Origin of the sequence: Providencia sp. PROV209 (genome assembly GCF_028479485.1) — a bacterium.
Lineage (GTDB): Bacteria > Pseudomonadota > Gammaproteobacteria > Enterobacterales > Enterobacteriaceae > Providencia > Providencia alcalifaciens.
The window spans coordinates 119,336-132,157 of the sequence record NZ_JAMPNR010000015.1 but is presented as its reverse complement, the minus strand read 5'-3'; the positions used below and the strand labels follow the sequence as shown (position 1 = coordinate 132,157).

Annotated in this window: 13 protein-coding genes; 6 read left to right on the top strand and 7 right to left on the bottom strand. The window is 38.4% G+C overall.

Annotated elements, in window-relative coordinates; translation table 11 throughout:
- The first annotated feature begins 94 nt into the window (after positions 1–94).
- Both PR795_RS11680 and PR795_RS11675 read left to right on the top strand, forming a co-directional pair.
- Entirely contained in the window at positions 95–1,522 is a 1,428-nt protein-coding gene (locus PR795_RS11680; protein WP_036963651.1) for a Na+/H+ antiporter NhaC family protein, read from the top strand.
- Positions 1,523–1,537: 15 nt separating this feature from the next.
- Positions 1,538–2,527, top strand: coding sequence for a D-cysteine desulfhydrase (locus PR795_RS11675; protein ID WP_181480846.1), 990 nt, complete (start codon positions 1,538–1,540; stop codon positions 2,525–2,527).
- A gap of 45 nt (positions 2,528–2,572) precedes the next feature.
- Here PR795_RS11675 and PR795_RS11670 read toward each other — a convergent pair whose 3' ends face one another.
- On the bottom strand, positions 2,573–3,505 hold the full coding sequence (locus PR795_RS11670) for a DMT family transporter (RefSeq protein ID WP_272516847.1): 933 nt from the start codon (positions 3,503–3,505) through the stop codon (positions 2,573–2,575).
- Between the two features lie 105 nt (positions 3,506–3,610).
- Here PR795_RS11670 and PR795_RS11665 point away from each other — a divergent pair, with 105 nt between their 5' ends.
- A complete protein-coding gene (locus PR795_RS11665) occupies positions 3,611–4,480 on the top strand; it encodes a LysR family transcriptional regulator (RefSeq protein ID WP_272516846.1) in 870 nt (289 codons plus the stop codon).
- Here the strand turns inward: PR795_RS11665 and yqfB are convergent.
- Entirely contained in the window at positions 4,477–4,806 is a 330-nt protein-coding gene (gene yqfB, locus PR795_RS11660) for a N(4)-acetylcytidine aminohydrolase (protein WP_006659840.1), read from the bottom strand. The two genes, PR795_RS11665 and yqfB, sit on opposite strands and share 4 nt — an antisense overlap.
- A gap of 118 nt (positions 4,807–4,924) precedes the next feature.
- On the opposite strand from yqfB, the gene PR795_RS11655 reads away from it, so the two are divergent.
- Positions 4,925–5,707, top strand: coding sequence for a GNAT family N-acetyltransferase (locus PR795_RS11655; RefSeq protein ID WP_181480843.1), 783 nt, complete (start codon positions 4,925–4,927; stop codon positions 5,705–5,707).
- Positions 5,708–5,757: 50 nt separating this feature from the next.
- On the opposite strand, the gene PR795_RS11650 is transcribed toward PR795_RS11655, so the two are convergent.
- On the bottom strand, positions 5,758–6,687 hold the full coding sequence (locus PR795_RS11650; RefSeq protein ID WP_036963637.1) for an acyl-CoA thioester hydrolase/BAAT C-terminal domain-containing protein: 930 nt from the start codon (positions 6,685–6,687) through the stop codon (positions 5,758–5,760).
- 500 nt (positions 6,688–7,187) lie between these two features.
- On the opposite strand from PR795_RS11650, the gene PR795_RS11645 reads away from it, so the two are divergent.
- Positions 7,188–7,976 carry a GNAT family N-acetyltransferase gene (locus PR795_RS11645; RefSeq protein ID WP_036975755.1) on the top strand — a complete coding sequence of 263 codons (789 nt, stop codon included), beginning with the start codon at positions 7,188–7,190 and terminating at the stop codon, positions 7,974–7,976.
- Between the two features lie 70 nt (positions 7,977–8,046).
- Here the strand turns inward: PR795_RS11645 and ddlA are convergent, their stop codons facing one another.
- Together ddlA and PR795_RS11635 are read right to left on the bottom strand one after the other, a co-directional pair.
- Positions 8,047–9,150 (bottom strand): D-alanine--D-alanine ligase, encoded by a 1,104-nt coding sequence (ddlA, locus tag PR795_RS11640; RefSeq protein WP_006661762.1) that lies wholly within the window; start codon positions 9,148–9,150, stop codon positions 8,047–8,049.
- A gap of 134 nt (positions 9,151–9,284) precedes the next feature.
- Positions 9,285–10,160, bottom strand: coding sequence for a LysR family transcriptional regulator (locus PR795_RS11635; RefSeq protein ID WP_006661763.1), 876 nt, complete (start codon positions 10,158–10,160; stop codon positions 9,285–9,287).
- A 170-nt stretch (positions 10,161–10,330) separates the two neighbouring features.
- Between PR795_RS11635 and PR795_RS11630 the strand changes: the two genes are divergently transcribed.
- The gene (locus PR795_RS11630) at positions 10,331–10,951 is read left to right on the top strand and encodes a LysE family translocator (protein WP_154636607.1); all 621 of its coding nucleotides are present in this window, start codon (positions 10,331–10,333) and stop codon (positions 10,949–10,951) included.
- A 10-nt stretch (positions 10,952–10,961) separates the two neighbouring features.
- Here PR795_RS11630 and PR795_RS11625 read toward each other — a convergent pair whose 3' ends face one another.
- The gene (locus PR795_RS11625; RefSeq protein WP_006661765.1) at positions 10,962–11,444 is read right to left on the bottom strand and encodes an NUDIX hydrolase; all 483 of its coding nucleotides are present in this window, start codon (positions 11,442–11,444) and stop codon (positions 10,962–10,964) included.
- A 25-nt stretch (positions 11,445–11,469) separates the two neighbouring features.
- Positions 11,470–12,807, bottom strand: coding sequence for an aminotransferase-like domain-containing protein (locus PR795_RS11620; protein ID WP_181480842.1), 1,338 nt, complete (start codon positions 12,805–12,807; stop codon positions 11,470–11,472).
- Positions 12,808–12,822 lie beyond the last annotated feature (15 nt).

Genomic DNA, 12,822 nt, shown 5'->3' with positions numbered 1-12,822 from the left:
AAGAAAATAACCGACAGCCCTCTCCCATCAATGCTATGATTTCCTGATATTTACAAATAACTTTTCATATTATAAAAATATCCAAGGTAAACACATGCACGACTATGGTATTTGGACAATTATCACACCGATTGTCACAATTCTCTTGGCAATACTCACTCGCCAAGTGATGCTTTCATTAATGCTAGGGATTTTAGTTGGTTTTACTGTTATTAATGACCATAACCTATTACTCGGTATTCGAGGAACAGTGGACGGCATCATTGATACATTTTCTTCGGCGGGTAATACACGTACCATTGTCTTTATGGTCATGATTGGCGGGATCATGCGTTTAGTCGTCGTCACCGGAGGGGTTAGAGCCCTCGTCCAGTTACTCACTAATAAGACAAAGTTAATCAAAAATAGAACAGCAACACAATTGCTCGCCATAGTAATTACATCCCTGATTTTTATTGAGAGCTCCATTAACCAGCTAGTAGCTGGTGCCTCTACTAAGAATTTAGCGAGGCAATATGGCGTCGCGCCAGAAAAAATGTCCTATCTTATTCAAACTGCCTGTGTGTCGGTCTGCTCATCTGCCGTTATTAATGGTTGGGGTGCGGTTATTATGGGGCTAATAGGTGTACAAATCTCCCAAGGTCTTATTTCCGGTGAACCTTTCGATATTCTCATTAAATCTATTGGCTACAACTTAATGGCATGGCTATCGCTTGCGACTATCTTATTTTATGTATTCACCAATTTTTCTTGGGGACCAATGAAAAAGGCTGAAATAAAATATCAGCAAGATTTCAACGCAGGTAAATTAACAAAATCCTCATTAAAAAATGAAGAAGAAGAAATTATCGACCACCCGAATGCACATTCGGCACTGAATTTTTTTATTCCTATTCTTTCAACTGTATTAATGGTTCCTGTTGCCTTATATATTACGGGCGACGGTGATTTCAGCAAAGGTAGTGGGTCTACTTCCGTTTATTGGGGAGTTATGTTTGGTACGGCTGTTTCTTTTTGCTGGTTTATCGGAAGACGGCTATTAAATATAGATAACTTCTTTAAGGAATTATTCATTGGCTACGCCAGTATGCTAAAAATCAGCTCTATCATGATTTTAGCTTTCTTAATGGGTAATGTATCCTCTGAACTTAATACTGGAGCTTATATTGCTGAGGTCACTCAAGGTATTATGGCGCCAGGTTTCTCTATTGGCTTTATTTTTATTATAAGTGCCATCATGTCTCTAGCGACGGGAACCTCGTGGGGAACCTTTGCCATTATGATCCCAATTGGTGTTCAATTAGGCTTATCCGTTGGTATGCCAATTGAATATATGATTGGGGCAGCAATTTCAGGATCAATCTTTGGCGACATGACCTCACCTATTTCCGCAGATGCCATTGTTGCTTCTATGGCCACAGATTGTGACCATATAGAACATATTCGTACTCAAATGCCTTATGCATTAGTGACCGCAAGCTTTGTACTGGCTATTTATCTCTATTTAGGGTTTACCAATTAATACAGGGGAATTTAGATGTCTCTTCAACAAACATTAACTCAATTCGCGAAAGTTGACTTGCTTAAAGCATCGACCCCACTGAATCGACTCGATAATTTGTCACGTTTATATGGACGAGAAATCTATATTAAACGTGATGATATGACGCCGTTGGCGATGGGCGGAAATAAACTCCGTAAGCTCGAGTTTTTAATGGCTGATGCTTTAGCCCAAAATGCAAAAATTATTGTCACTGCGGGTGCTATTCAATCTAACCATGTTCGCCAAACGGCTGCTGTTGCCGCTATGTTTGGGTTAAAATGTGTCGCTTTATTAGAGAACCCTATTCAAAGTGAAGATAGCAATTTCCTGCATAATGGAAATAAACTACTCACTGACTTATTTGGCACTCAATGTGTAATGTGTGAAGAATTAACCGACCCACAAGCGCAAATGGCAGAATTGATTCAATCGTTAGATCTTAAAGACGCTTATATTGTCCCAGTCGGTGGTTCAAATGGAATTGGCGCATTGGGTTATGTCCAGTGCGCCATTGAAATTGCCCAACAAAAACCAACCAATATTGAGTTTGATAAAATCATTGTTGCTTCAGGTAGCGCAGGAACTCACGCCGGTTTAGCGATGGGTCTGCAAGAATTGCTTCCAGCATCGCAACTCATTGGTGTCACAGTTTCTCGTAAACAGCAAGATCAGGCACCCAAAGTTGAAAAATTGCAAAACGAATTAGCGCAATTACTGAAACTCGAAAAAACCCCCGAAATCACTCTTTGGGATGATTTCTTCGCCCCCATGTATGGCATGCCGAATCGTAGTGGTTTGAATGCAATAGCGCTGTTAGCACAAAAAGAAGGGATCTTGCTTGATCCTGTTTATACAGGAAAAACCATGGCTGGCTTGATTGATTACTTAGATAATTCATCCGATAAAACCCCTGTATTATTCGTTCATACAGGTGGAGCACAAGCACTTTTCGCTTATTCAGAAATCAACAAAACCATTAAATAATAAATATCGCTCTATGGGGTCAGTTATTTCCATAGAGCGTCTATTTTAGACTCGCGATTTATTCGTTACCCATAACCCGAAGATAATCACTATCCCCCCCAATAATGCAGAGAATGTAATCTCTTCATTTAAAAACAGCGCTCCTATTATTACCGCTGTCAACGGATTCAGTGCAATGAATGACCCCGCACTCGCTGCACCTAACTGATCAACACCTTGGTAATACCAAATATAAGCCAGTGCTGAACCTAAAACACCTAAATAAAACAAGCTAACAATATCAGTATTAGTTAAATGAGCTACCCCTTCGATTGTTAATTGCCCTGCCATTCCCGTCACGATAATCAACAGTAAAGTTCCTAATAACACAGCATAAGCAACAGTATGTATCGCACCAATTTCTCGAATAATATTTCTACCAGCAACCGTATAAATTCCCCAGCTCACCACACAACCTAATATAGCGATATCACCTTGATTTGTTAAAAATCCATTTACCCCTGATGTTTTTGCAGAGAGTAATATCGTTGCACCTAATACACAGCAACTAATACCAACGCCTTTCATTAAGGTGATTTTTTCACGCCATAATAAATATGATATTAGTGCAATCATTGCGGGGTTAATTGCGACTAATAAGGCCGCTCTTGATGCCGGAATCAACTGTAACCCATAGAAAAAAAGTACCTGATAAATAAAGATGCCACTACACCCTAATAACAAGACTTGGGCAAACTGACGGATATTTATTTTCTTCCAACCCAAACGAGTCACACTCAGCAAAATAACTAATGAAACGCTAGCAAAAAGAAATCGCACTGTAGCTGAAAGCAATGGAGATATATCAAACTGTAGCACCCTTCCTGCAATAAATGTTCCTCCCCATAAGATAGAGACACAGATCATTTGCAACACAATCATGTTTACCGGTCTAAGGTATTTATTATTTTTCATTCCATCGCGGATTACCCTATTCAAAATACTCACCTCTTCCAATCAGAAATTATGCAATTTATTGACTCGCCCACATCAGATGGATAAGTTATTGGTTATCTATCATCATATGCAAATGAGCTTTTACTCATGACATTAAGTCAATTGGAAATATTTACCCTTGTTGCTGAACTTAAAAGCTTTACCTTAGCGGCAATGTCATTGAAGATTTCCCAATCTGCGGTTTCCCATGCGATTAAATCACTCGAAAAAGATTTAAATGTCATGCTATTTACGCGGGAACAAAACCAAATCACGCTGACAGAAATTGGTTGTACCCTATTAAACCGAGCACAATACATATTGAGTCTTCAGGAAACCATGAGGCAAGAGGCCCAAGCCTCTAATGGATTGAAAAAAGGTGTACTACGGATTGGTTCTTTTGGACCAGGCTCTTCAACTAACATTCTGCCGCCATTATTGACCGTATTTCGTCAACAATACCCTGATATTCAAATCATTGTTGATGAAGGTGATGACGAAAGTGTGACTCAATGGTTGCAAGAAAAACGCGTAGATGTTGGCGTTGTCGTCTTGCCAGACGAACGTTTCGATACTTTTCTTGTGAAACAAGATCAATACGTAGCCATATTGCCATTAAACCACCCATTAGCGATTCATGAGGGGCTTACTTTAAAACAGTTATGCAATTATCCTTTTAACCTAACTCAAGCTGGCTCAGGAAAGGTTGTACTGAGCTTATTCTCTGCACAAAAGCTGACGCCTAAGATTCAATTTAGAACCCGCCAACTTCTAAGCACTTTTTCATTAGTAGCTCGAGGTGAAGCTGTGTCAATTGTGGCTCAACTCGCAATCCCCGAAAATATTAACAACATCGTCGTAAAACCATTAATTCCTCGCGTGACTCGGGATATTGCCTTTGCAGTTAATAACCTCAGTGATGCTTCTCCAGCCACAAAAGCCTTTATTAAGCTAGTAAAAAGCTGTCATCGTGATTAAGCGTTTGCTGTTGTTAATCGGTAATGAATAACATATAGGCAATTTTCTGTTGGGTAAATTTCACGAATTAAAGCTTTCAATGTTTCTAATGTCATTGCTTCTTGAGTCGCGTGATACTCTGAAATATCATCGTAGTTCAGTGGCTCAACAGAAAGTATTTCAATGTCGGTATAGTACTCGCCAGTTTCTAAAGCGTGGACTTTGACAACTGAGCCTGGTACATAATGACTCTCACTTTCATCACGAATGGTGATCACTTTTTCACCGGAAACAACCAGTGGTAATAAACGCTCAAAGAACGTGATGGTTTCGGGGATATTATTCACAGATATTCCTTAATCTTTTATTAATTAAACAAATGCTATCCCATGTACCATAGTGTCAGCAATCTCAATTTTCTCAATAGACTAGAAACGTTCAGTTAATTTATTAGGACACCATGAAATGACTCACAACGAAGCGTGTTTTTACTTATTAGAAGATATTTTTTGGTCTGCTATCTGCCTAAAGACGCATCATGTAGAGCCAAATACGTTTGCCTATTTTACTGAGCTAAAAACTCCCGCTTTTAATTATATTTACTTGCATTTAGGAGCAACTATTGCTGGCTTTGAAGCGGCAAATACATTGTTTCAACAACATTCAAAACCCTATATTTTAGTTGTTCACACCGATGAATTACCCAAGTTCTCACATTGTATACAACAACATGATCTTATTGATGATGGTGAATCAACAGCGATGGTATTTGAACTTACGGGGAATGAACTCAAAACGGGAAATCAGTTACCAGACGGCTATGATATAAAGCTTAGTAATCATAATCTCTCAGACTGGTCAAAACCGCTTATTACTGCGTTTCCTGTAGTCAATGAACTAGATTGCGATAATGATGAATCCATTATTGATGAATATATTCGCTATCATCAGCGTGCGTTGGACAAGCAAATCAATATCATGCATTTTGTCTTATTTAATCAGCAGACCCCAGTATCATCACTAACACTCACGCTACACAATGACATTGCGCGCTTAGATGATATTGGTACAGACATTGAATTCCAGAGGCAAGGATTTGCCACGGCATTGATTAAATATGCCTTACAGATTTGTAGTCAACATAGAATCAAGCAGTGCTATTTGGAAGCGTCTAGCGATGGTTTATCGGTATATCAAAAGCTTGGATTTAAATCGATATTTAAATATCACAGCTATATTTCAGAATAAAATCAATTACGTCCAACTCTATTCTATCGGAGTTGGGCGTAAAGGCGGGTTTATTTTTGTTTGTTTATCCCTGCATACCAATCTTGAATATCCTTGATAACACTAGATGACTGATTATTACCCTGACTATTTTGAAAATAATGGTCCAATGTTGAATAGGTTTTATAGGTAATATTAGGATTTTTTACCTCATCCATCATTTTTTTTGCCCCTTCAACATCGACATTCGTATCTGCAAGAGTTTGAATCACTAAGTGCGGTTTATGTACACCTTGCAATAGTTTTTTATTATCAATAGTTAATGCTTCATACCACCAATTTTGCCCATGCCCACTCGGAAATTGATTGTCCTCTAAGTGTTCATGCAATACAGCATTTGCAAACTGGTTAAATCCTTCAATTGCACCGTCTACTTCTTCGGGGGGAACACTCTTTTTAATGCTATAAAACACATCATTAATAAAAAACTGTCCGCCACCATTTAACGAAATCGCTGCATCAATAAAATTGACCTTAGACGCGATAATATTGGTAATAATTGCCCCTTCGCTTCCTCCAAGTAAAACAATATATTGATACTGAGGTTTTAGTTGATTTAACACAGCAATATAATTATCCACACGCTCAAAATAAGAATCATTCCTCATGTATTCTACAGGGCACTCATCTTCTGAAACTTCTTCACCATTTTGTCCTATTTGGGCGTTTAACCCTGTTTTTTCCACCAATAGAACGTCACTATTAGGTAATACAGCCCTAAAATTCTTAATCATATTTTGGTTATTTACGACACTTTTGCAGTCAGAACCTTGAATTAATACTAAGAGTTCTTTCGATGAATTTGACTGACTCTTTAGCAAATAATAGTGGATCTCTTTTTTATCAATTTTCAGTGTTTGCATCTCGAAATTGTCATTCGCTGATTTGGCAAACATCGAATAGCTCGCTAAAAGTACAATGCCTAATATGATTCTCTTCATATCCGCAATCCGACTCCTCTATTTTTTGTGTTCTAAAACAATATGTTGGTGCATGCTGGCTTCTATTTCGTTATTTATGCTATTTTTCTCACAAGATTAAGCATGTTTATGCAGGTACGATCTCTTTATTTTCGCTATCATAACAACGCATTTATAGATAATATCATTGAGTTATATAGTTTTTTATAAATTAAGTGCTTGGCGTAGGATAGCATTAAATAACAAATTATCTGCATATCGCACGAAACGCCTTAATTTATCCTCAGATTTACTTTATAGATATTGCTAAAAAGCACTGTAAGCGTTGCATAATAATGAGAGCTAAGACTAAAGATAGAATGACAACTGCGGCAACAGTTGCCGATTTTAGAGGTTTAGTTATTATCAGTAGATAAGTATCAACAGCTTTACTACCAATAAGTTAACAGAATTTTACATGGGATCAGATTGATTATTTACCCCATTTTTGACTAACACATTTTGTATCAGGTAACTGACTAATGAATATACCGCTCTACTATTTACGACATTACCAATCGATCGAAAAGACGTTTTGGACTTCGATTTGTGAGCACAGTATCCAGATTGCACAACATACAATTTGTTATTTAACTCCGTTAAATTCCCCCGCATTTAATTTTATCTATTTGCAGCCAGATTCGACCCATCACGCATTTATGCAAGCTTATAATCTGTTTGTGTCGCAGAAAAAAAATCATACCTTGGTTATTCCAGAAGAAATGCTACCAAAAGTGATTGATGATATTGAAGCACTTAACTATAAGCGTGACAGCGTCACTACAGCAATGGCATTAACTTTATCACAGCAAAAAGAAGTTAATTTACCAGATAATCAAGTAGATATAGTATTAGCCAACCATGATTTGTCCCTTTGGGCAAAACCATTAGTTTCTGCTTTTTACCTTTCAGAAGAACACGATTTAGTGATCCAAGAATATGTCCGCTACCATGAGGATGCTCTTCAACAAGGTGCTCCTCAATTCCATTTTGTTCTCTTAGTCAATGGTGAACCCGCGACATCAATGACTGTGACTATTGAAGGTGAATTAGCACGTTTTGATGACATTGGCACCGAACCTAAATTTCAGGGTAAGGGCTACGCATCCCAACTCATTGACTATGCGCTAGCATTTTGCCGTCAACAACGTGTGGAACATTGTTTCTTAGATGCTTCTGAAGCAGGTTTTGACTTATATAAAAAATTTGGATTTGAGCCACTGTTTCGTTATATCAATTATGTTTGGTGTAACAAAAACACAATGCATTAATGGCTTAATGTGATGATCAGTATTGCCGATAGCGACTGACTATCGGCAATACTAGTAGAAAAATTAGAAACTAAATTTCATCGCAGGCCGTTTTTAAAGCCGCTGTTTGCTCGAATTTTTCAATTCCCAGCTCAATTAACTGACTGATCAATTCTTGATAAGTCATGCCACCTTGCTGCCATAACTTTGGATACATGCTGATATTAGTAAATCCTGGTAATGTATTGATTTCATTAATCACAACATCGTTGTTTTCTGTTAAAAACACATCAACACGGGACATACCACTGCAATTCAATGCTTGATATGCTTCTAGCGCAATCGCCCGAATTTTATCACTAATATCATGCTCTAGATCTGCTGGGGCAACAACGGATGCTCCATTTTCATCAATATATTTAGTATGGTAAGCATAGAAGCTATCATGCAACACAATTTCGCCACATGGGCTTGCAAGTGGATGCTCATTTCCAAGCACTGCACACTCAATTTCACGACCTTTCACTGCGCTTTCAATCAGCACTTTTACATCAAATAAAAATGCAAAATCTAATGCCGCGTTAAACTCGCTTTCATTATTAACTTTACTGATCCCAACTGATGACCCTTGGTTAGCAGGTTTAATAAATAATGGTAAGCCCAGTTTTTCAACCGTCGCTGAGTAGCTGATTTCATCACGCCCACTTTTTAATATCGTGATAAATGGTGCAATATGTAACCCGGCATCTCTCAGTAGGCGCTTAGTGACATCCTTATCCATACATGCGGAAGAACCTAAAACACCCGGACCTACAAAAGGTAGATTCGCCATACGCAACAACCCTTGCAAAGAACCATCTTCACCTAAGTTACCGTGGACGATTGGAAAAATAACATCAATTTGCGGGAGCGGTTTTGCATCTTCTAAAGAAATGAATTGTTCACTCTGTTTACCAGGAACAATTGCAATACTGCGTTTTGGTGTATTTAACGCAATATGAGCAGGATCATCACCATGTAGCAGGAAGTTTGCTTCATCATACTCATGCCATTGCCCTTCTTTATTAATACCAATCAGGCATACATCAAATTTACTACGGTCTAATCCATTAATAATATTTTTAGCTGATTGCAACGAAACTTCATGCTCGGTAGATTTTCCACCAAAAATGACACCAACCCGAATTTTGCTCATTATTCACTCCAACATAAAGACACCAAAACGATTCTGGGAAATATAGCACGCAGAGAAATAGTTAGGGCATAAAATCTTCACTGCATCAGTAGGTTCGATGATTTAATGACCAACCCCTTAAAATTATACAATTTTTATACCGATTGCTGAGTCATTAACAAGCTTTGTCTAACGTTCTCTTCTAACCATGATTTAAAAATTGCGACAGGGGTATTCGCGTTTATCTCTTTTGCTGAAAGTAAATAATACGCTGATCCATCTTCAATGAAGCCTTCAGGAGCAATTAATTGTTTTGTTTCAATTTCATCTGCAACCATTAGAAATGATGCGATAGCCGCCCCTTGCCCAGCTAAAGCTGCCTGTAAGCAAAGATAAAAATGTTCAAAACTGATTCGTTTATTCTTTTGTAAATTGATCCCACTGCGAGATTGCCATGTTTGCCAAACATTGGGACGTGATGACGGTACAAGTAATGGCATATCCGTATATGGTTGGTCATCCAATTTTTTTACAACCCCCATCCATTCAGCACATATTTTTGTCGCATAAATATTATCACTCCATATGAAATCATTGCGACGAAGTGCAAGGTCAGTCCCCGTTTTGGCAAAATCAATCGGTCCACCAGCTGCAATTAAGTGCACTGTAATTTCAGGATGCTGTTGATAAAACCGAGTTAACCGCGGTATCAACCATTTCATTGCGATAGTGGGTTCACACGATAAGCTCACCATTTGGCTTTGAGGATGATGAATTATTTTCTCTACTGCCTCAGCCAGTTGCTGAAACATGTTTGCGGTTGTTTGAAATAATAATTTACCTTCAGCCGTCAAAAAAACAGCTCGATTACGGCGCTCAAACAACGCTACGCCAAGGTATTCCTCGAGCAATCTTATCTGACGGCTAATCGCACTATGCGTGATATGTAGCTCCTGTGCAGCTTTAACAAAGCTTTCATAACGTGCAGCCATATCAAAAAATCGTAATGCGGTTAATGGTGGTAATTTCATAATATTGGTCACTTAGCATCCAAATAAGTAATGAAAACAAACAGATTTTTGTGAGAATAAATCGCTTTTTTAATATCTACAATCTATTGATAATCAATAATCAAGTTTATTTAATTCATTTGTTATTTATCAATATTTACGTCAGCTTTCATTACAATTAGGACCCCACTATGAATGAACTCATCGCCGTTGCAACAATAACTATTTTGGCTGTTATTAGCCCAGGTCCCGACTTTGCTATGGTCACGAGAAATAGCTACTCTTATGGCACTAAAACGGGTTTATTATGTGCCCTTGGTATTGCTGCGGGTGTTCAAGTCCATGTGTTGTACACTATTTTTGGTGTAACGCTAATCATTATGAGCTCTCCCACATTATTTATGGCCGTCAAACTTCTCGGTGTCGGTTACTTGGTCTATATCGGCTTCAAGTCCCTGACAAACAAAATAGCGATCAACACGAGCCATAACCTTAGCCCTGTCTCAGCCCAGACCTCATTAACAGCCTTCAAGACGGGTTTTCTAACCAATGCACTCAATCCGAAAACTATGTTTTTCGTTATTTCTATCTATACGCAAGTGATCCAAACAGGTAATTCCCAATGGCTTAATTTCAGCTATGGCGTATTTATTTCCTTTGTGCACTGGCTATGGTTTAGCTTAATAGCTTTATTTTTTTCATCTCCATTAATTAGAAACAAAATTCTACAATATCAATTCGTTATGGATAAAGTGATCGGAGCTTTATTAATTGTCTTAGGTGTTTCATTACTGTTTTTTAATATTTCATAGTCAGTTTGAATCATCTAAACCTAGGAGACGACTTTTCTTGATAAAACTCATTAACCATGATCGCAAGCTCATACACATCGTTAGGTAGATTTAAGTGACGCATTTGATGGAGAGACACCCAGTGAAAATCCGTATGACATTGAGCATCACTTTCTAGTAACTCACATAAATAAACCATATCGATATGCCAATGTTCTCCTTGATGCTTATCGGCAATACGTTCTTTTAAAATAGCTAATGGGATGGGCAAGGAGTCAGTCTGACCTGAATGATTAACTTGTGCTTGCAGTGGGTAGCGGCAATCAATCACTTTGCAGTGTAACCTTGTTTCTTCCAACACTTCGCGTACAACCGCCTCTTGCGGCTCTTCATTCGGGTCGACATGACCTCCTGGTGGTAACCAAATTCCCAATTTAGGGTGTTCATGTAAAAGAAACTCACCTTGTCGATTGCAGATCATCGCCGTTGCTGTGAAATGTTTAACTTGCTCCACTCTTTTTTCCTTAAAGTAATTGGACCTATAAATCAATCAAGTACAAAATAACATGCCTAATTGCCTGTAGTGCCACCGTCAATTCTTCATGGGATAAGGTACTAATTGCAACTCTTAACGCCTGCGGCGTCTTATTAGACGTGCTATAAGATTCCGCACTGCTAATAGCAATATGCTGTTTTTTTAACTCACTAACCACGATATCTGCACGTACACCTTCAGGTAACGGTAACCAGACAAAATAACTGGCAGGATGCGCAATATAAGGTATATCGACAAAAATCTGCTGGACTATTTTTTGCCGAATTTTTGCATCTCGCCGTTTATCTCTTTCAATACTGTCGACTTCACCTTTCTCAATCCAATCACATAAGATGGCAGTCGTTATTGCTGGTGTATTCCACGTTGTAATACGAATAATACGCTCTATATTCTCAATATATTGCTGTGGTGCCAACACGGCTCCTACCCGTAATCCGGTGGCAATATTTTTCGAAAAACCCGTCGTATAAAACGTAATTTCTGGTGCAAGCGTTGCTAACGGAACAACCGCAGGTCGCTGTAAAAACGCATAAGAACCGTCTTCAATTAAGAAGAATTGGTACTGCTTTGCTAAAGCAACTAACTTTTTGCGATCAGATAAATTCATTACCCAACCCAACGGATTGTGCAGTGTCGGCATGGCATAGTACGCCCGAAATTTTCTTTGCTGACACAATTTTTCTAATGCCTGTATGTTAGGACCATTTTCGGTCGTAGGCACTGATATCAACTCTAAGTGATACATTTTCGCGAGAGCTTTAAATCCAGGGTAAGTGAGTGCATCTACCGCAATAATGTCCCCAGGGCTAAACATACCCAAAATAATGGTTGCTAGACCATGTTGCCCACCACTCACTAAAGCGACTGTATCTACTGAAGCATGAGTCAGTCCGCTCTGTTTCAAATAGTTAGCAACGGTTTTTCTTTCATGTTCTCTTCCTGTATGTTGCTGATAATAAAGAATACCTTCCAAATCACCACCAACTGCAATCTCCCTCAGAGATTCACGCAAGAGCTTGGTCTGTTCTTTAGCTATTGGGTAACTGAAGTTGAGATCCAATGTATTTTTAGCTACATCTTGTTCAATACTCAGCTTAGGTAATAGATTGATATCTCTAACAAACGTTCCTCTTCCTGTTTCTCCTATAATCAATCCCTTTTCAATGAGTTCGCGATAGACCCGTGAAGCGGTCACTAAAGAAATACCGGATTTTTCTGCAAACTGCCGGTGAGTCGGTAAACGGGTTCCTACTTTTAATTCCCCATTCATGATCTGTGCTGAGATTGAATCAACATACTGCTTATAACGATTTTGTGTCATGAAATTGTACCTATG

Bases quoted from the DNA above. Each gene is read 5' to 3' on its own strand.
- PR795_RS11650 (WP_036963637.1), bottom strand. From the start codon at position 6,687: ATGAAGAGAATCATATTAGGCATTGTACTTTTAGCGAGCTATTCGATG.
- ddlA (WP_006661762.1), bottom strand. From the start codon at position 9,150: ATGAGCAAAATTCGGGTTGGTGTCATTTTTGGTGGAAAATCTACCGAG.
- PR795_RS11665 (WP_272516846.1), top strand. From the start codon at position 3,611: ATGACATTAAGTCAATTGGAAATATTTACCCTTGTTGCTGAACTTAAA.
- PR795_RS11630 (WP_154636607.1), top strand. From the start codon at position 10,331: ATGAATGAACTCATCGCCGTTGCAACAATAACTATTTTGGCTGTTATT.
- PR795_RS11655 (WP_181480843.1), top strand. From the start codon at position 4,925: ATGACTCACAACGAAGCGTGTTTTTACTTATTAGAAGATATTTTTTGG.
- PR795_RS11645 (WP_036975755.1), top strand. From the start codon at position 7,188: ATGAATATACCGCTCTACTATTTACGACATTACCAATCGATCGAAAAG.
- PR795_RS11675 (WP_181480846.1), top strand. From the start codon at position 1,538: ATGTCTCTTCAACAAACATTAACTCAATTCGCGAAAGTTGACTTGCTT.
- PR795_RS11635 (WP_006661763.1), bottom strand. From the start codon at position 10,160: ATGAAATTACCACCATTAACCGCATTACGATTTTTTGATATGGCTGCA.
- PR795_RS11680 (WP_036963651.1), top strand. From the start codon at position 95: ATGCACGACTATGGTATTTGGACAATTATCACACCGATTGTCACAATT.
- PR795_RS11620 (WP_181480842.1), bottom strand. From the start codon at position 12,807: ATGACACAAAATCGTTATAAGCAGTATGTTGATTCAATCTCAGCACAG.